Below are 22,265 nucleotides of genomic sequence, written 5' to 3' on the forward strand. Positions count from 1 at the left end.
AAGGTTAAGCATGAATCAAAGCCTACAGTTTTCACTCAGATTTGATGCCAAAACCGGCCGTTTTGTTTCGGACGTGGGCGCAGCGTCGAAAGCCGTGGGCAACTTGGGCCACACGTCGAACGCCAGTGGTCAGCAGATTGGCCGGTTACAACGCGAAACCGCCCAGCTCGATAACCAACTCATTAGCCTGCGCAATCAAGCCATTGCCGTCGTGGGTGGTTTTTCTGCCATGGCCGCCGCAGGCGATGCCACGCGTACCCTAGCCCAATACCAAGACATGCGCACTCAAATCTCTGGTTTAGTGGGTGATGGCCAAGCCTGGGCCGAAACTGAGCAATACCTGATTCAAACCTCCACCGAGCACAACAAAGTACTCACCAGTATGGCGGGCAATTACGCGCGATTGGCCTCTTTGCAAGAAAGTGGCTTGTTATCGCTATCTGAAACGCGCGCGATTTTTGAGGGCATGAGCGACGCACAAAGCCAAACCGGTGCCAGCAGCGCGCAACTTGAACAGAGCTTGTATGGTTTAAGCCAAGCCCTTGCCTCACCCATAGTGCGTGCTGAAGAACTCAACCAAGTGGTTGAGCCCTTGCCAGGTCTGCTCAACAAACTCGATAAAGCCGCAGGACTGCAAGCCGGTGGATTTCGGCGCTTAATGCTCGATGGCCAAATCACCGCTGACTTTTTCAAAGACACCTTAATCACCGCGCTTGATGACTACGACGGAGCCGCTGAGCGCACCGCAAGTAACATCAATGCTCGCTACGCTGGGCTGAGAAACAGTTATCAGCAAACCGTGCTGGCCTACGAGCAGCCCATCAATGACAGCCTCACCCCCGTGCTCGGTGCCGCCAACGGTGCGTTGCTTTTGTTCGCCGAGAATGCTGATACCGTTTCAACGGTGATTGGCTTATCGCTTACCTTAGCTGCTGCGCGCGGTGTCACTGCGATTACGTCTTTAACTGCTAGCAAAATGGCGGATGTCCTAGCCGAGCGCCAACGTATGTTAGCCACCATCAATGGCACGAAAGCGACCTTGGCGCAAACCCAAGCCGAAATACACAAACTCACAATTCAGCGCCAGCAGGCGATTGGCGCAGTTACCGCTACCCGTATTGAAGACCAACTCAGCGCCGCCAAAGCCAGGCACACCGCTGCCACCAACACACTCGCCGCTGCACAAGCGCGTTTGAACGTTGTCGCGCGCGCCGGTGCCGGTGCTATGGCGTTAATGGGTGGCCCTGCGGGTGTGGTGATGCTGGCCGCAGGTGCTTTGGCTTACTTTAGTTTGAAAGCCCGTGATTCCCAACAAGATACTGAAGGACTGAAACAAGAAGTTGATGCGCTACTTGGCAGAATGAATGCACTCAGTGCAACTCGTATCGAATCGGCAATAGAAAAGCAAAAAACAAAGATTGCAGAGTTGCGCGAAGAGTACCGCAAAGTTGCTCTCGCCCCTGCGCCTGAACGTTCGCTATTCCAACGGCTTACCGAAAGTAATAGTGAAATGCGTGAACGCCAAATCAAAGAAGCAAGAGAAACGGCGGAGCAAACAACCGAAATCCAACGAGAGCTTGCACAAGCTGAGCGAGACTTAGTTGCTTTGCAATCGAAGTTAAAACAGACCCAGACGAAGCCAGACTCTAACAAAAATGAATCAGAGTCCTTAGATCCCAAAATGTTAGACTTGGGTGAGCAGCGCTTGCAGCAGCTTGAGCGACAGTTGGCCCTGATGGGCAATCAGTCTGAGCTTAACAAAATCAACTTCGAGTTAGAGCACGGCGCACTGACTGACATCACCCCACTATTGGCCGACAAACTCAAACACAAGGCACGCGAGATAGATCTGGTGCGCACTCGACTAAAACAGCAAGAATCCGAGCAGCAGATGAACGAAAAAGCGCAAGACCGCTTAGATTCTCTGCGTGAACAAGTCGCCTTGTTTAACGTAACCGGTGAAGCGGCCAAGATTCGTTGGCAGCTGGAGAACGGCGCGCTGAAAGGGGTAAACGAAGAGCTCGCCAAAAACCTCATTTTGGAAGCGCAGCGCCTTGATGCCCTCAATAAAAAGGAAACCGACACCAGCAAGATTGATGCGTTTTATGAAGAGTCCGACGCCATTGCCCACGCCTATTTGCTGCGTTCGGCTATTGCCGCCAATGCAGAGCAAGAAGAGCGAACCCGTGAAGAGTTTGCTCACCAAGAGCGATTAGAGCGCCACGCTCGTCAGTTTGAAGAAGCCTTCGAGCAAGCTACCGGTAATCAAGAGCAGCAAGACGCGTTAATGCAGGAGTATTTTGCAAACCGTGAAATGCTTCAATTTGAGCATGAGGCGCGACTCAGCGAAATCGAAAGAAAAGCGCAAGAAGAACGCCGGAATCAACAAGAGGCCGCGGTTAAACATGTTTTAGACTTTACCGTTGCTCAAGCCTCAATCACTACGAACTTTCTAAAACAAACCGGCAAAGAAAATTCGGGGCTGTATCGTGCGCTTTTTGCCGCGCAAAAGCTAGCGGCCATTCCAGCAATGATCGTCTCTACCGAAGAAGCTGCGGTTAAAGCGATGGCTGCGGCTCCGTACCCAGCCAACTTGGCCTTATCAGCGGCTGTTCGAACCATGGGTTATTCGAGTATCGGTATTGTCGCAGGCCAAGCCATTGCCGGTCAGGCGCACGATGGCCTATGGCGCGTACCCACCAACAACGAAGGCACCTATTTACTTAAGAAAGATGAAATGGTGCTCAATACTCAGCAATCGGACAATTTCCGCTGGATGGTCGGCGTTATGCAACAAATGAAGCAAAGCCAGCAACAACAATTAGCGATGCAGTACGGTGGCCAACCGGCCGTCAATGTGGCCGCATCACCGGTGCATGTCGCCTTCTTAGATAACGAATCTCAACTCGATGCGTACTTGCAAACCGATGCCGGTGAGCAGCGAGTGGTTGAGATCGTCAAACGCAATCAAAACAGTTTTTAGGAGAGACAATGGCTTTTCAAATAGGCAAAGTTGCAGACGGCAATGCCGTAGCCAATCACCGAGACTTTATAGATAAACTGCGGGGTTTCGCCGTTGCAAACGGGTGGACGGTACAACGCTGGACACAAGCACCTATTGATGCTCACAAACCCGCCGAAGGTGTTGATGAGCTGATTCTCAAATCAACTGGGCAAAGTGGGCAAGAATCGATAGTCGTTGGCTTTAAAACCAACTTCAACGCGACCAATGATACTTACAACATTTTGATGTATGCATCACCATTATTTTCTGCCGGTGCCACCTTCGAAACTCAGCCTGAAATGTCTCCTATTCACGTTGTATATGCGTGGCAAAACCCAATGGACTATCTGATTTGCCTTGATAAAGACCATATCAAATTTTGGCTCAACGTCGGGGCAGGTAACACTTCGCACGTTGGGTACATTGGTAAGTTGCGTTCGTATTGCTCTTTGGGGCATTGGCCAAGACAGTTAGCAGTCTTTGGTGAGGGTACAAATCAGAGCGGAAGATGGTCAGACCAAGGTAACTCATATTCAAGTTTTCAATGTATGCGGAATAATCCTCGGTCCATTTATTGGCTTGATGGTTCTTGGTGGAACAATAGCGGTGCAACTTTTCCGACCCAATACTCAGCAATGTCAACTATTGGATATGGGGGGAACTACAATAACGGCGGTTCATGGTTAGAGCAATTAAGTATTCTTGACCCTTCAAAAGGTGCGATTGGCGAATTTATCGGGTGTTTCTATATGTGTGGAGACAGAGTAAGTAACGGTACTTTGTTGCAAGATTTGGCCAATGCGAAAAACTGGCTTGCTATCCAAAATATATACAGAAATGGCTTTAATGATTATATGGCATGGGAGTTGGCTTAATGGCTTATGGATCTTATGAAGTAAATAACATTGAAGACTACAACACAGCAATATCCACGTTCATAGACTCTTTTCCGAACGCAGAATGGACGCTTGATAGCAATAATGAACCAGGCTCGTTTCAAGTCGCTCATAAAGCTCGTAGCTGGGTAGCAAAATTCAGTTTTTCTTACGCCAACGCATATGGCAGTCCCCAAAGCTCAATTCAAGTTACATTTGAGAATGTGGAAGGTTTTCTATTCCCACGACCAGGAAGACACAGCTCATATGGACGTATTTTCCCCTGCAAGCTACATATAATATGTTCGGCTGATTATTTCATCGTATGTTCTGTAAATCAGTCAACATCACGTTGTCTTCCTTTTGGGACAGCTATTCTCAGAGGGGTTGGTGATTTTTCCGCCAAGGAGTATTGCTATTACACAACAACAAAAGGTCATTTAAGCTACCCCACTTATCCATTTGAGTCAGTCACCCACCGAGCGGGGGATTATCCAGATTGGTGCGGTGGGGCAATACTCGAGAGTGGAACAGCAACCTGGAAGGCTGTTGGTTCAACAGAGATATCGGAGGTTTTTTCTGCGCCGAGCTCGAATGCTGGTAGATTTAGCACAGATAGGAACGCTGTTCGTCAGTCTTTTTTTGATTCAAGTGCAACGGCTGTTTTCTATCCCTTAATTTTAACATGCGACCGCGGTGATGGTCGGCACGTCCCAATGGCTGCATCTGATTCTATTAGAATATGTTCAACAAAATTTTATGGTCCCGGTGATACCCAAAACTACCAAGGCAGAAAATGGTTTGTTTTTAATCACCGAGACGTTAACGGTTATGGGCTAGCATTTCGCGGCAGCGTAGGTGATTGATGGTTGCTTACGCCTTACCTGCCCGATTTTTTGCCGGGCTTTATCCAGAGCCGCCATTTCCGACTCCCGCTAGAGTTGGTACTTACGCTCAAACTACAATCGCGAGTGTAGCTTCTCACTTCAGCAGCAGTATCGAAGTGTTACCAACAAAAACAGGGAAAGTCGCAGGTACGGGTTTTTGGGAGCGGGACTTCAAAAACTCACTCATTGTAAACCCAAAACATATCGACCTAGGCTTTATTACTGGCGAGTCTTCCCACGCTATTGAAATATGGTCAACGTTTGAGACTCCGTTACCTTTGAATCGGATCGTAAAACAGAAAGACAACGGGTTAACATTGGACGGCGCTACAGCTGGAGACAGCCTAGCGGCCTATGGTGGACATTGGGACTACACGTTGCATGTTTCGCGTAACGTAGATTTTAATGTTGATGCGCTGTTTGATTGGCAATTTGGTGGCGCACGGGCCTCAGTCAGTGTTGAAGGCACTCGCATTGTGCTTTGGCACTTCCGGCCAACTTATCCGGTGCAGCAATCATGGGCATTTTCTACTGCCATTATTGAAACCTTTGATGGCGAGCAGCGCCTTAAAAACAGTCAATACCCTATCCAACGTTTAAGCTATCGCCACCAAGATCCAGCGCCCGAACTAAGCCGCGCCTTGGCAACCTTCAGCGGTGGTGGTCGTTACCCAATTGCGCTCCCACATTGGCTCGAAAGTACGTCAAATATCAACGCTAATAAGGGTTCTAACACACTCGAACTCAGCACAAACAATAAGAGTTACTTTGTTGGTGGGTATGTGCTGATTTATCAGTCGGATTTGCATTTCGAAGTGCATCAAATTGCGAGCGTATCACCCACCCAGATTGGTTTGGAAAAACCGTTATCTATTGCATTTCAGAATGCGCAGGTGATGCCAACTAGTTACGGCATTTCAAAAAACGGGCTGAAAAGTACAAGGCAAGGGGCACAGATGAGCTCCAGTATTGAGTTTACCGACATCAACCCGCCTCATTTTTCAGCGGGTGATTGGACGACATTTCCTTGGTTAGAGCGCCATCTAGGCTTGCCGGTGTTGACTCAACGACTCGGGAAAAATGCAGGTGTTGCCGATAGGATTCAATTTAATATCACTGAAAAAACCACTGAGTCTGGGATAGTCCAGCACCTTGCTAATCAGTCTTATTCAAGACGGACGGCTAAAGTAGAGCTCATAGCCCAGGGCCAAACTCAGATTCAGCAACTAAAGCAATTTTTATGGCATTTAAACGGGCGTTTAAATGCGCTTTGGTGGCCGACATTTCACAACGAAATTCGTTTAGCAGACTCATGTTCTCGGAATCGTTTGAAAATCCATAACCTGAATTTTGAAAGCTATATCAACGGCGGTGAATTACGGTTGGTTTGGGATGATGGGACAGTGTATGTACACGCAAAAAGCCAAGGACTTGAGGAAAGTGGCCATGAAATCTTAGAACTAAATACAACTAATACCACTCCCGTTGAACCTGACGCGCTTATCAGCAGTGCACTTTTAGTTAAGATGAGGGCCAGTACAGACAACGTATCGATGGTGTATCACAAAGACCGGCTCACAGTGAGCTTAAACCTAGTTGAGATCCCTCATGGCAGTGATTGAGCTTTATAAAGTTGAAGTCCACAACACTCAATATCGCTTTACCAGTTCAAACTTGGACGTGCTATTTGAAAATGCGATATACAAGCCACTGGCCATCGATAGGCAGGCCGCCATTGAGCAAAGCGAAGACCCGTTAAAGTCCAGTACCAGCTTTCGCGTTGTTGCGGGCTCTGAACTGGCAAATTTGGCGCTTAACCCGCCGCTCAACATTGCGCCGAAAATTACGATTTATCGCTCCGAAAATGCTCGCGACTATGCCACGGTATTTACTGGCCGAATAATGGCTGGGAAGTGGGATGATGGCTTTGTGGTGGTGGAATTGGAGCCACTACATACTGAGCTGCAAGTCACAGGGCTCAATGAAACCATTACGCGTTTGTGTCGCTATAACTTAGGCAGCCGAAAATGCGGAAAGGTAATCACTGAGCAAGCCGCTGAAGTGACCGATGTCTTTGCAGATGTCATCACACTAAACGTTGCTTTGTCTTTAGAGTATGAATTTGGACGTCTACGCAAAGACCTTGACCATTACTTTATTGCCGAGCAACTCAGCACAACTCAGCTTAGGTTGCTGCATCCAGCCCAATTTGCGATTGGTGACGTAGTCTATTTAGCAAAAGGTTGCGATAGGACGCTTGCGACCTGCCACAAGCGTTTCAACAATGCTGCAAACTTTGGTGGTGCGGTTAATCTTCCCACAAAAAACCCATACCAGGGCGACCCCATCGACCGCTAGGAGTTCTCATGATTTGGTTAGCCACGATTACATTTGGACTGAGTATCTTTTTGGCCTATCGCGCCATGAATCGAGCTGAGCCAACTGAGCAACAATTTCAAACGCCAAAATCGCCAGTAGTTGAAGAGGGCAAGCCCCTCGGGGTTGTCTTTGGCCGTGTGCAAATCAAAGATCCAACTCTTTATTGGTGGGGAGATTTGGACTATGTCGAAGTCAAACGATGATCTGAAAATCAAAGCAAGCGATCTGGCAGACCTTGGACTATGTTGCTCGGGCTCTCGGGTGCTCGCGCTCAGTTATCAATTAGATTGGACTGAGTTTGTTAAACACGGTCTCAGTTGCCACACTTTATTGGCTTTAAACGACCCTATTATCACCGCCAACGTTCAGCGCTTTATGGAGCAACACAAACATGGGTAAGCCTAAAAGTTCACCACAAGTCGTCGCCCGCAAATGGTATTGGGGCCAGCACCTTTCACTCTGCCACGGACCAATTGACGCCATTCGACGAATTTGGTGTGGCGAGAAAGTGGCATGGAGCGGCAATGCGAACAGCAATGCTCGTATTCACATATCCCAGCCAAATCTATTTGGCCCAGAGGATAAAACCGGTGGCGTGGTTGGCCATGTTGACGTAATGCTCGGAGCACAAAACCAGGGAGTTAATGATTATCTAGCAAGCCGGTGTGGGCAAGTAATCAACGGGCAGCGTGTGGTCAGCGCCTATCGCCATATTGCAAGCCTAGTGTGGCGTAAAGTGTACATGGGCAATTCTCCCTACCCCGCACCGGTCTCGGTTGAGGCTGAACGTTTTTTAACTGGCTGGGACGGCCAAACGATTTGGTATGCGGGCAAAGCCAAGTTGGCTAACGGCATCAACCCCGCACACATTATTCACGAACTTATAGAGTGTCCTGAATGGGGCGTGGGCAATTCAGACATTGATGACGCGGGATTTAAACGCGCTGCCGATACGCTTTACTCTGAAGGTTTTGGGCTTAATTTCTTTTGGAATCAACAACGCGAAGTGAATGATGTCATCAAAGACTTGTGCCGCTACATCAACGGTTATGTTTTTACCGACGAAGCCAGCGGAAAAGTAACCATTAAATTGGCGCGTGACGACTACAATTCAACAACCTTACCTGTGCTCGATGGTCGCCATATTTCAAAAGTACGCAACGTTCGCAGACGAAGTAATGCAGACATCATCAACACATTAACACTCAACTACACCAACCCAAGTAACTACGACAAAGCCTCTGTCACTGCCATAAATTCAGCTCTGGTAAACGCAACTCGTCGAACGGTTGGCGAAAGTACCAACATGCCGCTAATCACAGATGGTCAGCTCGCCTATAAAATTGCAATGCGAGAGCTAAAGGTATTATCCGCTCAAATGCTCACTTGCGAGGTGTACGGCGATACGACACTCGCTCAATATCAACCTGGTGATGTGATTCGCGTGGTCTTCGAGAACGCGGGGATTAACCACATCATGCGCGTTCAAAAGAAACGCCGTGGAAGTATGGTAAACCCAGAAGTTAGGCTCGAACTTATGCAAGATGTATTCGTCGCAGCCGCTGGCAATTACGCCCCACCACCACCGAGTGATTGGACGAGCCCAATATCAGAGCCACAGCCTGTCCTCACACAAGACTTGTTTGAGCTTCCCTACTACTTACTCGCCACAGGCCTTGATGTAGGTGAACTGGCTAACTTGCCCGACTATGTAGGATACTTAGCGTGGCTTGGGAAAAAACCCACGGGTGACAGCTTTAACGCACAACTCTATGTCAATAACTCTAACGCTTGGCGCTTCGTAGAAAGCTCAGGATTTACCACCGCAAGTATTTTGGTTGGTTCGCTAAATAAACAGACCACCCAGGTCGAGATTCAGACGCCTGAATTACTCAATGGGAAGCTGCCTAAACTGGCTCTAATTGGCAACGAGCTAGTCGTGCTGACCAGTCTCACAGCAAACTCGGTCAATCTCATTCGAGCGGTACTTGATACAGAGCCACAAGAGCACACCAGTGGTACACCATTGTTGATGTTAGATGGCAGTGCAATCAACGAGCAGTTTGTCGAAGGCGAGACGGTAAAAGCGCGAGCGATAACCGTAACAGCTCGCGGTGAGCTACCAGTTAATCAGGCAGTAGAAGTATCTGAAACTGTTAAAGCCAGAGCGTTTAAACCCCTCAACGCATGCAACGTGAAATTTAACGGTCTATATTGGCCAGCCGAACTAACGTTACCCATCAACGTGACATGGTCACACAGAAATCGTTTAAACCAAACCACCAGCGAAGATACGTTGCAAAGCTGGTATAGCAACGGAGTCGCCGAGCCAGGAACAATCACCAAAGTTGACGTCTACAACGCAGACACAAATGAGCTACTGCACACGGCCAACCAAACCAACACAAACTTCGAGATCACCGAAACCATAGCACCAGCAACAGTCACCAACATTGAAATCAGACTCACCACCGAGAGAGATAACAAAGACTGTTTAAACCTGTTTAAATGGGTGTTTAAGACAAAGTATCCCAACTAAGGCTGAACTTCGTCTTAAATCATTGAATATTCATTATTCAAAATAGAAATTGAAGAGACTCAGTAAAACTCGAGGAAGTTTGATTACTCATCACAGAGAAAGTAGTCCACTACTGCTTGGCGTTTATCGCTTTTGTATCGATTGTCCTCTAAAAATTTCAGGAGAACTGGTCGCACTTGCTCAGCCAAAAATAGTAATTGCTGCAATTTTTTTTCATAAACGCTATTTTGATGAAAATCTGTTGGGTCCGTAGGTTTCATAACTTTGAAATTTGAGTCGTCACGTTCAAACAAACAATGAAATTGGTCCAAGAACTTTCGGACATTTCTTTTAAGATTTTGAACTATATTGTTCAAATCCTTATTATCAAATCGAAATTTTCGCGTTAAGAAACCCTCCACACCTTCTATATAAAGAGTCGGAAAAGATGTTGGTACATATGCAAAGGAACCTAGAAAGAAACCCGAGTGATGTTGTTGTTGAGGTCCGATAAAACAATCCAAAATCTCATCAGCTATTTTAATATCTTCATCGCAAAACTCGTTGTCTTCACACAAACTCTTTTCGGATAGACCCATCTCGGGATAGTACGTCTTCATTAAAGTGCTGCTATCGAGTATTCTTGAAACAATATCAGGCCAAAAGAGAACCGAAATATTGTAAGGTTTTTTGTCCTGAAGCTCATCTACATGTAACTGCAATGATGCACATACTGGAGAAGTTGTAGCTATCATATACTCTTCATATTGCTTAAGTTCACCAGGGGGCTTCCGAAACGGACCGTTTTCAAACTTCTCTATTTCTTCATCAACTTCTTTTATAGTTAAAAGTCTGCCTGATTCGGTTTTGCACTTGCATTGAACTGCAATTTTTGCCGTATTGTTTTTAACATCGACTCCAAATTGGCTTTGCCCTTTCCTACCGAAAATAACATACCTTTCGCCATCAGTGTTTCCGTCGTTCAACACGTCTTTTACCAAATTTTCAAAACTCACGTCGTTTTTTGGCTTTGGTAGATCGTAATCGTAGTTATAAGGCATAAGTTGGAACCTTCTCATAATAGTTAACAAATGGATAAAGAAACTAACGAGATCTGGACTTTGTAAAAGCTCCTGACCCTGAAATTTTGTACTGGGGTTGTTTGCTGAACATTTGGCGCAGTCAGATAGAAAGCTAGCCGATTTTGACCAGAAACAAGTAAGAAAGAACTCTAGCTGGGGTTTACAAATTAACAATATAGACTCTAGTCTATGGAATTCAGATAAATGCTAAAAGTAAGCTAATTGATTTCTGGACAGAGCACAATGGTGAGTGAGGCTATAACATTCGAATTGACAGAATACGCTTAGTTTGAAACAGTCCTTTCATTTCAAACTATCCGAATTCTTATCCCATTTCACGCGACGGGCTACATAAGGGTGGAAGCTCCAGCCACATCCCGGCACACGAGTCACACGCTGCGGCTGCTTCCTTCCGGACCTGACCGAGTTCACGAGCTATCGTTGCGAGAGGACCAGAGCCTCCATAATTTGGTTGTTATGCGCTAAAGCGATAACGTGCGGGGATTATTAAACATCCCTCCCCCCATTGCAAGTGAACACAATGATAAATTAGGCTATTAGCGATTGAATGCCGAAGAATTGCGCGCTTTCAAGTGCATACCGTCTATAAACACATTGCATGGATACGGATTAATGGACGCCTTTTTAGCTCAAATTTTTACTGTGATTCACAAAGTTCCTAAGGGAAAAGTCTCGACCTATGGCGAAATTGCCAAAATGGCGGGCTACCCCGGATATGCAAGGCATGTCGGAAAGGCGTTAGGAAATTTGCCTGAAGGTAGCCAGTTACCTTGGTTTCGCATTATCAATAGCCAGGGCAAGATTTCTCTCAAGGGTGACTGCTTCAATCGCCAGCGCAGTGCACTAGTGGCTGATGGTATTGAAGTATCTGATACTGGTAGAGTGAATCTTCGTCGCTATCGCTGGAATCCGCAAAGTAACTAAGTTAATGTGATCGCGTTTGAATAAATACTCTAAATGGGATGTAACATGAATAAGCCATTGAAAGAACTGCTGGAATTGCTAGAGCTAGAGCGTATTGAGCAAGGACTATTTCGAGGGCAAAGCGAGCATTTAGGGTTGCCACAGGTGTACGGCGGGCAAGTTATTGGTCAGGCGTTGTCTGCGGCGCATTACACCGTAGATCACGAGCGCACTGTGCATTCATTTCACAGCTATTTTTTGCACCCTGGCGATCCTGAACTGCCCATTATTTATGATGTAGAAAATCTAAGAGACGGCCGTAGCCTTAGTACACGCCGCGTTAAAGCCATTCAAAATGGTCGACCCATCTTTTATCTCACCGCGTCTTACCAAGGCCAACAACAAGGGTTTGAACACCAATCTGCTATGCCCGACATTCCGGGGCCAGAGAATTTTCAATCTGAGAAAGAATTAGTCAGTGCCATTGCGGATCAGCTCCCTAAGAAGCTTCGAGACACCTTCTGTGGCGATAGACCAATTGAAATGCGCCCCGTTAAGTTAGTTAACCCGTTAAAACCACATGTCGAAGAACCTAAGCAATATTTATGGATTAAGGCTGATGGTAAAGTGCCCGACAACCAACTTATCCATCAATATTTATTGGGTTACGCGTCGGATTGGGGTTTCCTCGTCACAGCTCTTCACCCTCATGGTGTAACCTTGATGACCCCTAATCTTCAAGTTGCCACCATAGACCACTCTATGTGGTATCACCGTCCGTTTAAAATGGATGAATGGTTACTGTTTGCTATCGACAGTCCAAGCGCGAGCAATGGACGAGGTTTGGTCCGAGGGGAAATTTTTAATCAAAAAGGTGAATTAGTCGCTAGCGCAGTTCAAGAAGGGGTCATGCGTTCTACCGAATAATTAATAAGTTACTCGGTACGAATCATCATTTCTCAATTTGATTTATTGTTTCGCTTATCAAATTGAAAATAATAAAAATACCTTTAAAAATCAAATTATTAAAATTGGTTCAGAAATTGCCTCCTAGTGTCTAGTTGACCGGGAGGCATACCATGTCCAGATTCATTACCCAATTTTCAGTAGTATTAACGCTTCTTTGCCTATTCGCTGTTCGACAAGCTCAAGCCGTGCCTTTTGAGACTTGTCCTAGTAAGGCTTACTTATTTCAATCCAGCCCAGTCCAAGTTTACGGAGTAAACCTTGTGACGGGTGGAACCAGTCTACTCGAGTCAGATACCGGACTCGATGCCAATATTAACGCTGTCGGTTTTGATTTCGACGACAGGTACATTTATGGCTACGACACGACAAACAAACAACTTGTAAGAGTCGGCGGTGATTTCCAAGCTCAGAAACTGAACGTCAATGGTCTACCAACCGACCATACATTCTATGTCGGTGATGTTTTTGAGCATGTTTACTATCTATACCGCTCTGGAAAAGGGTTATTCAAAACAGATTTAAGTCCCTTAGATTCAGACCCTAATGCCACTCTTGAGTTTGTTCAGATTTCTACTTCAACGACAATACAGCTCACCGACATGGCCTTTCATCCCGGAAATGGAGAACTGTATGCTGTCGATAACCGAACCGGTTATTTGTATCAAATCAGCACCGAAACCGGTGTAGAAACCTACATCGGAGATACTGGTGTCACCGGTACCTTTGGCGCGGGTTACTTTGATGTCGATGGCTACTACTACCTATCAAGAAACAGTGATGGGCAAATTTTCAGGATTGACCTGTCTGATTACGATAATCTAGCGCAGGCAGACGTTAGTGCAGATTTTTTTGCTCAAGGCCTTCAACTATTCAAATCAACCAAGGTTACGACACTTGTTTGGATGATGTTCGACGCAAAGTTGCATTTGACCATAGCTACGCCCTCTCTATGCGCTCTGTACGTAGCATGATTGCCATGGACATCTTCATCATGTGGAAAACCTTGAAGGTCATGGTTGATGGCCGAGGCCAATAAGAGGAGGAAAAATATTGTCTACAAGGGTCTATAGACCTAAAACATGCGCTCGGAGCTGTGGTTCCCTCTCGTTTCGCTTCGGCTTCGAGCGCTCTTATTCTCCCACTGGAAATGCTGTCGTGTACTTTAATGATTCCATGGCAAACGAAGAGGTGACATCCGACAATCCTTTGACCGTATTGACCATCTGTTTATAAAAGGCATCAAACTGCTTCATGTCCGCCACCATCACCTTCATCATATAATCGTACTCGCCTGCCATGCGGTAAAACTCCATTACTTGTGGAAATTCACTCACCGTAGATACAAACTCCCGATACCAAGTATCTGAGTGATCGATGGTTTTGATCATCACAAACGCGGTAAAGTCACAGCCAATTTTTTCTGGGTTAAGCAAAGTGACGCGTTTGTCTATTACACCCTGCTCTTCCATCTGCTTGATCCTCTTCCAACACGGTGTGGTGGTGAGGTTGACCGCATCGGCCAGCTCTTGCAGAGACAATGTACTGTCTTGCTGAATTAGCGCAAGAAGTTGGAAATCTGTTTTATCTAAATCCATTTTCATAGAAAATTTTTCTTAGTTTTGGTGAAATTTAGAAAAATATAGCAAAGCTTTTCTCCTAGGAGAAATTTACCATTTAGTGATTAAAAGTCGCATTAGGTAAAGACCGTGAATCACATTCAAACCACCACCACTAAAAATAATAAACAATGGGTTAAGCAGGCTATTCAAGTTATCGAGTCTGATTTTCAACGTTCGGCGGATACACACTTAATCAAGCTTGATTGTCCCCAATTCCCAGACATAGATATCTATCTTAAAGATGAAAGTACCCATCCAACTGGTTCACTAAAACACAGACTAGCTCGTTCTCTATTTTTGTATGGCCTTTCAAATGGTTGGATTCGACAAGACACGCCAATTATTGAAGCCTCATCAGGCAGTACCGCAATTTCAGAAGCCTATTTCGCTCGTTTACTCGGTTTGCGCTTTATTGCTGTCATGCCACGCAGTACCTCAAAGCAAAAAATCGAACAAATCGAGTTTTATGGTGGCGAGGCGCATCTGGTTGATCGCTGTGACCAAATTTATGCGACCTCCGCAACGCTGGCTCGGTCGCTCAATGGCCACTATATGGACCAATTCACTTATGCTGAGCGTGCTACCGATTGGCGTGGCAACAACAACATCGCCAACTCCATCTTCGAGCAAATGTCCCGTGAGCGCTTTCCCATTCCAAAGTGGATCGTGATGAGTGCTGGTACAGGCGGAACGTCTGCAACTATTGGCAGGTATATCAACTACCAAAAGCACGATACTCAACTGTGCGTGGTCGACCCTGAAAACTCGGTATTTCACCAGTACTATCAAACGGGCAATCGCAAGCTCTCCTCTACAAATGCCAGTCGAATCGAAGGTATTGGTAGACCGAGAGTCGAGCCAAGTTTTATTCCGGGAGTCATTGACCAAATGCTCACGGTGAATGACAGCGACTCGATTGCCTGCGCCCACTGGCTAAGCAAAACGTTAGGTAGAAAAGTCGGAGCTTCAACTGGCACGAATATGATTGGAATTCTAAAGCTGGCTAGCGAAATGAAATCCAAAGGAGAAAGTGGTTCATTGGTCACGTTACTCTGCGACAGCGGTGAACGTTATGCCGATACCTATTTCAACCAAGATTGGGTTGAAGAGCACATCGGTACCGCGGATAGCTCACTGTTAACGCAATTACTCAACGCTTAAATCGAAGTTTTAGAGCTTGACCTAAAGTTGACTTGAAGTTGCATACTACTCCATAAACGAAGGAGTAAATCGATGACACAAGATTGGTTTTTACAAGCCATAGCCGTAGGTGTTTTGGCAACGTTAGTGATGGACATTTGGGCATGGATACAATTTAAATTGCTGGCAATCCCTTCTCTAAATTATGCGTGGGTCGGTCGCTGGTTAATCGCAATGAAGGATGGAAAGTTCGTACACAAGAACATAATCCAATCGAAACCCGAAAAGGGAGAAGTCATTTTAGGCTGGTTTATGCACTATCTAATTGGCGTAGTTTTTTCTATTGCTTACCTCTACATCGGACAAGTATTAACGATTTCACCAATGTCTCTGACCTATGCGCTGCTGTTTGGTTTGGTTACCGTAATCTACCCGTTTTATTTAATGCAGCCCGCCTTTGGGTTTGGATTCGCCGCAAGTAAAACACCTGCTCCTTGGGTCGCTAGGTTCAGAAGTATGGTGGCTCACCTGTCATTTGGTTTAGGCCTGTATCTAGCTGCGATATTAGTATTCAATTAGTTATCACTATTCGGTTACCTGAAATAAAAAAGCCCGAGCTTTCGCTCGGGCTTTTACACTATCAAATTAGGTTTAACCTTGAATACCGACAATCAACCAAGGCGCATTGTCTTGAGTCAAATCGCGTTCCAAGTGCCAAACATCTGCAATGTCTTCTTCCACACCTTCCACGTCATCGCGGTAGCGACCACTGAACTGAAGGCTAAGTTGCGCTTTGTTTGCATCAAAATCAGCACGAACGATTTCAGCATCAACAAACATCACGTTGGTGTGCTGATCGCCATCTAGGCGAGCACGCTCTGATTTTAGGTCTTCAAACAAGCTCGGTGACACGTACTCTTCAATTTTGTCTAGCTGGTTGTGGTTCCATGCACCTTGAATAGTACGGTAATGCTCACGAGCGCCATTAATGAAAGCCGCTTGGTCAAAACCCGGTGGGTAGTTGTGTGGTACATCGCTTTGCGCAGCAAAACCAAAACCGCCTTGATTAGGCTGTGCTTGGAAGTTTTGCGGCTGCTGACGCTCAAAGTTGTGGTTTTGAGGGCCACCATAAGCTGGCTGCTGACGATGCTGGTTCATGCTGGCGTTTTTGGCTCCCAGCATCTTTTTGGCGAATTTAAAGATCACAAAGGCGATAAGACCCATGATCAAGATATCCATAAATTGAATACCTTCAAATGCACCGCCGAAGAAGGCGGCAAGCAGACCACCGGCCAACAGACCACCTAGCAAACCACCCATCAAACCTTTTTTCGATGATTGCTTTGCACCAGCCTGGTCATTTTTACCGATAGTATTGGTATTTTGCTGTTGTTGTTTTGGCGCTGGCGCCGTTTTATGACTTTTACCTAACGATTTACCGCCACCGAACTTCTTCGCTTCTGCAATCGGCGCTGCCGTTACAGAAACCATCAGAAGTGCAACGATAGATAACAGACGTTTCATAATTATCCTTTCACACTGTCGAGACTTCGGCCCATAGAGCCCAACAACTCAAGACAGCAAACTGTCATTAAGTCGATGCCGATATTCAACCTAAAATATCAGTCACATCAGTTTACTGCGTGCTACAGAAGTTGCAAAGCCAGAAAAAGGAATACATGTATCAAGATATTGCGCTGTCGCACATAAACAAGGTTGACGCCAGCAAGACTCGAACTTTACTATAATGAACGTTGTTCAATAATAGTAAAAATGACGAATTCCAATGGCTCGTAGAAACGATCATACCCGTGAAGAACTCAAAGTCATGACACTGGAAAAAGTGCGTGAGTTTTTGGCCGATAAACCCCACCACGATTTAAGCCTAAGAAAAATAGCCACCATGATTGGCTATGTGCCAAGCACTTTGGTCAACGTGTTCGGCAACTACAACTTACTTTTGCTTCATGTTGTGGCCGAGGCCTTAGATGACTTGGCTGAACAATCGAAACAAGCGGTTGCTGGAAGCCAGAATGAAAAAGAAGCTTTGTATAATCTGGCCTATTGTTATCTCGATTTTGCACATCGGCACAGATACCGCTGGCAGCTCATTTTTGAACATAAGATGAATGGAGAGCAACTACCTGAATGGCAAAGTTCGCGCATTCAAGGAATGACCAGCATGCTTGAAGGCCTGCTGACCCAGCTTGCACCAAATAAATCTCAAGACGAGATCCTCACTACCAGCCGCGTGTTATGGTCTGGGGTACATGGAATTACTCTACTCAGTGTGGATGACAAGTTCTTTGCCAATCAGAGTATTGATGGCAAAGTGCTGATAGAAAATCTGATTTCCACTCATCTTGCCAACTGGTAACGTTAAGGAAAACGTATGTCCAGCCATCAATCTCAGTTGCTTAGAGAGCGACGCTTTCTTCCCTACTTTATTACCCAATTTTTAGGGGCATTTAACGACAACATTTTTAAAAATGTGCTGTTGCTGTTGGTCGCTTTTGCGGGTGCACAGGCTTTACCTGTGTCGAGTAACTTGTTTATTAACTTGGCAGCAGGATTGTTTATTCTGCCGTTTTTCTTATTCTCTGCCAGCGCTGGTGTACTGGCTGACAAATACGAAAAATCTGGCTATATCCGCAAAGTGAAAATGGCAGAAGTCGGCATCATGTTGCTCGGTGCTATTGGTTTCATCACCGAAAGCTATTTGTTGCTGCTGGCACTGCTGTTTTTAATGGGTACCCAATCGGCGTTTTTTGGCCCGGTTAAATACGCGCTGCTGCCGCAACAATTAAAATCTGATGAACTGGTCTCAGGTAACGCGCTAGTTGAGATGGGAACCTTCTTGGCTATATTGCTGGGCACCTTAGGGGCTGGGGTCATTGCTTCGGTGGAATACGCCAAATATGTCGCCGCTGGTTCAGTCGTATTGTTTGCAATACTGGGTTATTTCTCAGCCCGAGCTATGCCTAAAGCCGATGCTCTCGCTCCGGATCTTGAGTTTAAATGGCGCCCCATAAAGCAAACCAAAATCACTTTGGGTATTGCCAAATCTGATCGCGTGATTTTGCAATCCATCATGGCAATCAGTTGGTTTTGGTTCTTAGGTGCGGCGTACCTGACTCAATTTCCCAACTTTACCAAAATTCACCTTAATGGCATTGAAAGTTCGGTTTCCTTCTTGTTGGCATTGTTCTCAGTAGGTATTGCGCTTGGGTCTCTTGCTTGTGACAAAATGTCCAACCATCGCATTGATGTCGGTATCGTACCGATTGGCAGCTTAGGCATTACACTATTTGGCGTTTTGATGGCGACAACCATTCCAGACGAGTTGCCTCAGTTCACCAGCTTTGTTCAATTTATCTCTCATGCACCGCTGTGGCCTTTGTTTGCTTCGCTATTGCTACTTGGTGCTTCCGGTGGCGTGTTTATTGTTCCACTTTATGCCTTGTTACAACAACGTTCTAAAAAGAACCAACGCGCACAAGTCTTTGCTGCGGTTAACATCGTCAATTCCTTATTCATGGTTGGCAGTGCGGTTCTTGGCATTGTTTGTCTCACCGTTATTGGCATGAGTATCCCCGATCTGTTCTTACTATTGGCGGTTCTGAATGCCGTGGTGATGCTCTACATCTTCAAACAAGTGCCAATGTTTGCTATTCGATTTGTCGTTTGGATGCTTACTCACTCCATCTACCGCGTGAAGCACAAAAATCTTAAGCACATCCCTGAAGAGGGTGGAGCGCTTCTGGTGTGTAATCATGTCAGCTACATGGATGCATTACTACTAAGCGCAATATGCCCGCGACTAATTCGCTTTGTGATGGAAGAAGATTACGCCAACTTGCCTCCGCTAAAGCGCTTTTTGAAACGTGCGGGTGTCATTCCTATCGATGGCACTAATCGACGCTCGACATTAAAAGCATTTCGCGAGGTAGAAAAAGCATTAGCGGACGGAGAGCTCGTGTGCATTTTTCCCGAAGGTACATTGACCCGAGACGGCAATATGAATCCCTTTATGCGCGGCACTGACATCATTCTCAAAAATAGTCCTGTCCCTGTCATCCCGCTGGCACTTAAGGGGCTATGGGGAAGTTACTTTAGCCGTAGTGGTGGCAAAGCCTTCAACGGACTTCCAAAACGTTTTTGGTCGAAGCTAGAGATTGAGGCTGGTGAAGCCATACCCGCCGACCAAGCCACGCCAGAAAATCTCCACAAAAAGGTTGCTGAGCTACGTGGCGATTGGGCGTAGGCGTTATATACCCAAATAACATCAAAATGCCGGATTCAGAGCTACATATTCTGGTTCAGTTCAAGCTTCTCTACCCAAAGAACAGTAACGCAGCGGAATGACGAGTCCTTTCCAAGTTCTTTGATGAAGAAATGAAACAGAATATGAGCTCCCAAGGGCGAGTTTAACTAGTCTTCATACTGCGTTATTGATTCTTGATGTAGAGCGACTAGACCCGCAAATCAATGCCTTGCCTGAAGACTAGTTAATTCTCGCTGAACCTCGCATCTTGAGGTCACTTGGGTATAATCTAACCCAAGTTTCAAACTGAAGAGCCCACCGCGATGGTGGGCTCTGTTTATCCAAGATATCAATGCCAAAATACCTACTGTTTGCGATTGCTTTACTACTGTGTCTAACGCCGTTCGTTTCCTCGGCGGTCGCATTAATCATGGGTGTTATTTTGGCAAGTATGGGCGCTATTCCAAGCCAAATGCCGGTAACCAAACTCACCAAACACTTACTCGCATTTTGTGTTGTAGGATTGGGATTTGGGGTTCAGTTAGAGCAAGCTATTCAACTAACAAAAAACAGCGCTGGCCTAATTATTGGCTCGATTTTTCTGACCATGGCGTTGGGTTGGATATTGGCTAAAACGTTTCGGCTGCAAAAAGAAACCGGGTATTTGATTTCCGTCGGCACGGCGATTTGTGGTGGTAGTGCCATTGCTGCCGTTTCCCCGAGTATCCGCGCTAAAGATACCAGCATTGCGATAGCACTTGGCTGTGTTTTCTTAATGAACTCAGTCGCCCTATTTGTTTTCCCCGTTGTGGGACATGCGTTATCTCTGAGCCAACTTGAGTTTGGTATTTGGGCGGCCATCGCTATTCACGATACTTCTTCCGTGGTTGGAGCGGCATCTGCATACGGCCAAGAGGCGCTGACTACCGCAACGACGCTCAAACTGGCTCGGGCGTTATGGATATTGCCTGTTGTATTCATTAGTGCATTTTTGTTTCGTGGCGATTCGAAAAAACTCACAATCCCACTGTTCATTGTTTTCTATTTAGCGGTGGTTTGGTTAAGCGACGCGCTTCCGGAATACCAGCTGGTTTATCAATCGATTTTTTCAGTCGCTAAGCAAGGGTTAGTCGTGAGCTTGTTTTTGGTAGGGTGTAGCTTGTCGTTTAAGCAGCTGTTTAAATCTGGGCGGAAACCGTTAGCCTTTGCCGCTTCATTATGGCTAGTCATCTCGACATTGTCGTTGATATGGATTGTCAGAATGTACTGATTTAACGTTCTAAGGTTTGTTTGAGCGCTTTGCGCTCTTTCCTTACTACCGCGATAAAGCCAACCGCCAGCATAAACGCGCACAATTCCGCTAAAGCACGTCCTAAACCGTCACTGACTACAGCTACGACAATCTGCAAGATTATGGCTATTAATAAAATGGCTTTAAGCATAAAAACGTCAAACTAAGCATAATTCGCCTTAGTCTAATCGTTTCACGTAATCTCACTAAGTCCGTTTCGCTCTAACAAATAGCTAAGGGTTTGTAGCAAAGCAATCCGTTAATGATGGTAGCGTTTAGTATTTTTGTAGGTGTTAGCATCGAAGTTTTGATAAGGCGAGTATTCCACTCGCCTATCACTGACATTTATTCGTCTTTTTCGAGCTGCTCAATTTTTAACTCTAAGCGTTTTATTTCCAGCAATAGAGCCTGTCGGTTGGTTTGCGAAAATACCCACAATTTAATGATGCCTTGCATAACAACCACGAGCAGGAGCGAGACTCCGAAAGTGAGTTGTTCTTCAACACTGCTAGCGGTGTAGAAGCGAAACCCGGTCCACAACATCATCCCTCCCAAGATGGTGGCGACCAACGTAGACATAATGACCCAAATTCGATATTGCCCAGTGTAAACCGCGGCCAAGTCAGCGAACAAACCCGGTTTCATTTTGATTTGATCGACAAAGGTGTTTTGTTCACTTCTTAACTGCTGACGGATTTTTTTGTCTAAGTCATCCATTTTCAATGTCCTCTAACTGTTGAGATAGGCTCTTTCTGGCGCGAAACAATCTTGATTTTACCGTCCCCTTGGCGAGTGCTAAGACTCGACTCACCTCATCAATGGTCAATTCATGCAGATAAAACAACTCAATGACCTCGCGCTCGACACTGGGAAGTTGATTAATCAAATCCAGCAGCTCAATCGCTTGCTCGTTACTTGTTGATTCAGCTTTAGCAACTTCATCGGCGACATCATCGATAGAATCTACCGTTTGCATCCGACCAATGTCGGTCAGTTGCCAACGCACCGCTTGATACAGCAATCCACGAAACGCCTTGGGTTCGGAAATCTTTGGCAAATGTTTAATGACTTTTAACCACGCATTTTGACAACAGTCTTCACCCAAAGCTTGGTCGCCAGCAAGTTTACAAGCGTAGCTGGTCAGTTTTGGGGTGATGGCGCGGTACAGCAATTCGAGTGTTTGCTTGTCGCCTTGTTGTGCCTTCAACACCCATAAACTTAACTGGGTATTGGAATACGCTTGAGTCATTGATTCGCCTAAATTGTTCCTTGTTTATCTAAAGGACGTGGCAAAATGGTAAAAGGTTCGCAGA

The 22,265-nt window shown here is 45.9% G+C and carries 21 protein-coding genes, 1 other RNA gene and 2 pseudogenes; 17 read left to right on the forward strand and 7 right to left on the reverse strand.

Annotated elements, in window-relative coordinates; translation table 11 throughout:
- Positions 1-10: 10 nt before the first annotated feature.
- The 8 genes from ACXAFJ_RS08315 to ACXAFJ_RS08350 are packed head-to-tail and all read left to right on the forward strand — an operon-like array spanning position 11 to position 9,684.
- Complete coding sequence (locus tag ACXAFJ_RS08315; protein ID WP_475322721.1) at positions 11-2,983, forward strand: tape measure protein; 2,973 nt, start codon at positions 11-13, stop codon at positions 2,981-2,983.
- Between the two features lie 8 nt (positions 2,984-2,991).
- Positions 2,992-3,879, forward strand: a complete 888-nt coding sequence (locus ACXAFJ_RS08320; RefSeq protein WP_475322723.1) for a hypothetical protein — start codon at positions 2,992-2,994, stop codon at positions 3,877-3,879.
- The gene (locus tag ACXAFJ_RS08325) at positions 3,879-4,745 is read left to right on the forward strand and encodes a hypothetical protein (RefSeq protein WP_475322724.1); all 867 of its coding nucleotides are present in this window, start codon (positions 3,879-3,881) and stop codon (positions 4,743-4,745) included. The genes ACXAFJ_RS08320 and ACXAFJ_RS08325 overlap by 1 nt, the downstream gene beginning before the upstream one ends.
- Complete coding sequence (locus tag ACXAFJ_RS08330) at positions 4,745-6,388, forward strand: hypothetical protein (RefSeq protein ID WP_475322726.1); 1,644 nt, start codon at positions 4,745-4,747, stop codon at positions 6,386-6,388. Before ACXAFJ_RS08325 ends, ACXAFJ_RS08330 begins: the two co-directional genes overlap by 1 nt.
- The gene (locus ACXAFJ_RS08335; RefSeq protein WP_475322728.1) at positions 6,375-7,124 is read left to right on the forward strand and encodes a phage BR0599 family protein; all 750 of its coding nucleotides are present in this window, start codon (positions 6,375-6,377) and stop codon (positions 7,122-7,124) included. The genes ACXAFJ_RS08330 and ACXAFJ_RS08335 overlap by 14 nt, the downstream gene beginning before the upstream one ends.
- Positions 7,125-7,132: 8 nt before the next feature.
- A complete protein-coding gene (locus ACXAFJ_RS08340) occupies positions 7,133-7,348 on the forward strand; it encodes a hypothetical protein (RefSeq protein WP_475322729.1) in 216 nt (71 codons plus the stop codon).
- Entirely contained in the window at positions 7,329-7,544 is a 216-nt protein-coding gene (locus tag ACXAFJ_RS08345; RefSeq protein WP_475322731.1) for a hypothetical protein, read from the forward strand. The genes ACXAFJ_RS08340 and ACXAFJ_RS08345 overlap by 20 nt, the downstream gene beginning before the upstream one ends.
- Entirely contained in the window at positions 7,537-9,684 is a 2,148-nt protein-coding gene (locus tag ACXAFJ_RS08350; protein WP_475322732.1) for a phage tail protein, read from the forward strand. Before ACXAFJ_RS08345 ends, ACXAFJ_RS08350 begins: the two co-directional genes overlap by 8 nt.
- An 83-nt stretch (positions 9,685-9,767) precedes the next feature.
- On the opposite strand, the gene ACXAFJ_RS08355 is transcribed toward ACXAFJ_RS08350, so the two are convergent.
- Both ACXAFJ_RS08355 and ffs read right to left on the reverse strand, forming a co-directional pair.
- A complete protein-coding gene (locus ACXAFJ_RS08355) occupies positions 9,768-10,724 on the reverse strand; it encodes a hypothetical protein (RefSeq protein WP_475322733.1) in 957 nt (318 codons plus the stop codon).
- Positions 10,725-11,106: 382 nt separating this feature from the next.
- An RNA gene (gene ffs / locus ACXAFJ_RS08360) (signal recognition particle sRNA small type) lies at positions 11,107-11,203 on the reverse strand.
- Between the two features lie 175 nt (positions 11,204-11,378).
- Here ffs and ACXAFJ_RS08365 point away from each other — a divergent pair.
- From ACXAFJ_RS08365 to ACXAFJ_RS08380, 4 genes and pseudogenes are all read left to right on the forward strand, one after another.
- Entirely contained in the window at positions 11,379-11,690 is a 312-nt protein-coding gene (locus tag ACXAFJ_RS08365) for an MGMT family protein (RefSeq protein ID WP_475322735.1), read from the forward strand.
- A 45-nt stretch (positions 11,691-11,735) separates the two neighbouring features.
- Complete coding sequence (gene tesB, locus ACXAFJ_RS08370; protein WP_475322736.1) at positions 11,736-12,596, forward strand: acyl-CoA thioesterase II; 861 nt, start codon at positions 11,736-11,738, stop codon at positions 12,594-12,596.
- A gap of 152 nt (positions 12,597-12,748) precedes the next feature.
- A pseudogene (locus tag ACXAFJ_RS08375) lies at positions 12,749-13,498 on the forward strand (DUF6923 family protein); the annotation flags it as partial.
- Positions 13,499-13,509: 11 nt separating this feature from the next.
- A pseudogene (locus ACXAFJ_RS08380) lies at positions 13,510-13,674 on the forward strand (sugar transferase); the annotation flags it as partial.
- Between the two features lie 94 nt (positions 13,675-13,768).
- Here ACXAFJ_RS08380 and ACXAFJ_RS08385 read toward each other — a convergent pair.
- On the reverse strand, positions 13,769-14,233 hold the full coding sequence (locus tag ACXAFJ_RS08385; protein ID WP_475324088.1) for an Lrp/AsnC family transcriptional regulator: 465 nt from the start codon (positions 14,231-14,233) through the stop codon (positions 13,769-13,771).
- A gap of 111 nt (positions 14,234-14,344) precedes the next feature.
- Here ACXAFJ_RS08385 and ACXAFJ_RS08390 point away from each other — a divergent pair, with 111 nt between their 5' ends.
- Positions 14,345-15,418 (forward strand): PLP-dependent cysteine synthase family protein, encoded by a 1,074-nt coding sequence (locus ACXAFJ_RS08390; protein ID WP_475322737.1) that lies wholly within the window; start codon positions 14,345-14,347, stop codon positions 15,416-15,418.
- A 72-nt stretch (positions 15,419-15,490) separates the two neighbouring features.
- Positions 15,491-15,976, forward strand: coding sequence for a DUF2938 domain-containing protein (locus ACXAFJ_RS08395; protein ID WP_475322739.1), 486 nt, complete (start codon positions 15,491-15,493; stop codon positions 15,974-15,976).
- A 72-nt stretch (positions 15,977-16,048) separates the two neighbouring features.
- Here ACXAFJ_RS08395 and ACXAFJ_RS08400 read toward each other — a convergent pair whose 3' ends face one another.
- Positions 16,049-16,921, reverse strand: coding sequence for a Tim44 domain-containing protein (locus ACXAFJ_RS08400; protein WP_475322740.1), 873 nt, complete (start codon positions 16,919-16,921; stop codon positions 16,049-16,051).
- A 262-nt stretch (positions 16,922-17,183) separates the two neighbouring features.
- Here ACXAFJ_RS08400 and ACXAFJ_RS08405 point away from each other — a divergent pair, with 262 nt between their 5' ends.
- The 3 genes from ACXAFJ_RS08405 to ACXAFJ_RS08415 all read left to right on the forward strand — a co-directional run bounded on the left by ACXAFJ_RS08405 (position 17,184) and on the right by ACXAFJ_RS08415 (position 20,931).
- On the forward strand, positions 17,184-17,774 hold the full coding sequence (locus ACXAFJ_RS08405) for a TetR/AcrR family transcriptional regulator (RefSeq protein ID WP_475322741.1): 591 nt from the start codon (positions 17,184-17,186) through the stop codon (positions 17,772-17,774).
- A 15-nt stretch (positions 17,775-17,789) separates the two neighbouring features.
- The gene (locus ACXAFJ_RS08410) at positions 17,790-19,661 is read left to right on the forward strand and encodes an MFS transporter (protein ID WP_475322743.1); all 1,872 of its coding nucleotides are present in this window, start codon (positions 17,790-17,792) and stop codon (positions 19,659-19,661) included.
- A gap of 352 nt (positions 19,662-20,013) precedes the next feature.
- Entirely contained in the window at positions 20,014-20,931 is a 918-nt protein-coding gene (locus ACXAFJ_RS08415) for a YeiH family protein (protein WP_475322745.1), read from the forward strand.
- A gap of 1 nt (position 20,932) precedes the next feature.
- Here ACXAFJ_RS08415 and ACXAFJ_RS08420 read toward each other — a convergent pair whose 3' ends face one another.
- From ACXAFJ_RS08420 to ACXAFJ_RS08430, 3 genes are all read right to left on the reverse strand, one after another.
- Complete coding sequence (locus tag ACXAFJ_RS08420) at positions 20,933-21,103, reverse strand: hypothetical protein (RefSeq protein WP_475322746.1); 171 nt, start codon at positions 21,101-21,103, stop codon at positions 20,933-20,935.
- 194 nt (positions 21,104-21,297) lie between these two features.
- Positions 21,298-21,669 carry a DUF6768 family protein gene (locus ACXAFJ_RS08425; RefSeq protein WP_475322747.1) on the reverse strand — a complete coding sequence of 124 codons (372 nt, stop codon included), beginning with the start codon at positions 21,667-21,669 and terminating at the stop codon, positions 21,298-21,300.
- On the reverse strand, positions 21,662-22,201 hold the full coding sequence (locus ACXAFJ_RS08430; protein WP_475322749.1) for an RNA polymerase sigma factor: 540 nt from the start codon (positions 22,199-22,201) through the stop codon (positions 21,662-21,664). Before ACXAFJ_RS08430 ends, ACXAFJ_RS08425 begins: the two co-directional genes overlap by 8 nt.
- Positions 22,202-22,265: the final 64 nt, after the last annotated feature.

This window comes from Vibrio sp. ABH4_348 (assembly GCF_056159765.1).

Excerpts from the sequence above, each read along its gene's own strand:
- ACXAFJ_RS08385 (WP_475324088.1), bottom strand. The coding sequence starts at position 14,233 with ATGGATTTAGATAAAACAGATTTCCAACTTCTTGCGCTAATTCAGCAA.
- ACXAFJ_RS08415 (WP_475322745.1), top strand. The coding sequence starts at position 20,014 with ATGCCAAAATACCTACTGTTTGCGATTGCTTTACTACTGTGTCTAACG.
- ACXAFJ_RS08355 (WP_475322733.1), bottom strand. The coding sequence starts at position 10,724 with ATGCCTTATAACTACGATTACGATCTACCAAAGCCAAAAAACGACGTG.
- ACXAFJ_RS08400 (WP_475322740.1), bottom strand. The coding sequence starts at position 16,921 with ATGAAACGTCTGTTATCTATCGTTGCACTTCTGATGGTTTCTGTAACG.
- ACXAFJ_RS08325 (WP_475322724.1), top strand. The coding sequence starts at position 3,879 with ATGGCTTATGGATCTTATGAAGTAAATAACATTGAAGACTACAACACA.
- ACXAFJ_RS08345 (WP_475322731.1), top strand. The coding sequence starts at position 7,329 with ATGTCGAAGTCAAACGATGATCTGAAAATCAAAGCAAGCGATCTGGCA.
- ACXAFJ_RS08320 (WP_475322723.1), top strand. The coding sequence starts at position 2,992 with ATGGCTTTTCAAATAGGCAAAGTTGCAGACGGCAATGCCGTAGCCAAT.
- ACXAFJ_RS08340 (WP_475322729.1), top strand. The coding sequence starts at position 7,133 with ATGATTTGGTTAGCCACGATTACATTTGGACTGAGTATCTTTTTGGCC.
- ACXAFJ_RS08420 (WP_475322746.1), bottom strand. The coding sequence starts at position 21,103 with ATGCTTAAAGCCATTTTATTAATAGCCATAATCTTGCAGATTGTCGTA.
- ACXAFJ_RS08315 (WP_475322721.1), top strand. The coding sequence starts at position 11 with ATGAATCAAAGCCTACAGTTTTCACTCAGATTTGATGCCAAAACCGGC.
- ACXAFJ_RS08405 (WP_475322741.1), top strand. The coding sequence starts at position 17,184 with ATGGCTCGTAGAAACGATCATACCCGTGAAGAACTCAAAGTCATGACA.
- ACXAFJ_RS08365 (WP_475322735.1), top strand. The coding sequence starts at position 11,379 with ATGGACGCCTTTTTAGCTCAAATTTTTACTGTGATTCACAAAGTTCCT.
- tesB (WP_475322736.1), top strand. The coding sequence starts at position 11,736 with ATGAATAAGCCATTGAAAGAACTGCTGGAATTGCTAGAGCTAGAGCGT.
- ACXAFJ_RS08425 (WP_475322747.1), bottom strand. The coding sequence starts at position 21,669 with ATGGATGACTTAGACAAAAAAATCCGTCAGCAGTTAAGAAGTGAACAA.
- ACXAFJ_RS08330 (WP_475322726.1), top strand. The coding sequence starts at position 4,745 with ATGGTTGCTTACGCCTTACCTGCCCGATTTTTTGCCGGGCTTTATCCA.
- ACXAFJ_RS08430 (WP_475322749.1), bottom strand. The coding sequence starts at position 22,201 with ATGACTCAAGCGTATTCCAATACCCAGTTAAGTTTATGGGTGTTGAAG.
- ACXAFJ_RS08395 (WP_475322739.1), top strand. The coding sequence starts at position 15,491 with ATGACACAAGATTGGTTTTTACAAGCCATAGCCGTAGGTGTTTTGGCA.
- ACXAFJ_RS08410 (WP_475322743.1), top strand. The coding sequence starts at position 17,790 with ATGTCCAGCCATCAATCTCAGTTGCTTAGAGAGCGACGCTTTCTTCCC.
- ACXAFJ_RS08335 (WP_475322728.1), top strand. The coding sequence starts at position 6,375 with ATGGCAGTGATTGAGCTTTATAAAGTTGAAGTCCACAACACTCAATAT.
- ACXAFJ_RS08350 (WP_475322732.1), top strand. The coding sequence starts at position 7,537 with ATGGGTAAGCCTAAAAGTTCACCACAAGTCGTCGCCCGCAAATGGTAT.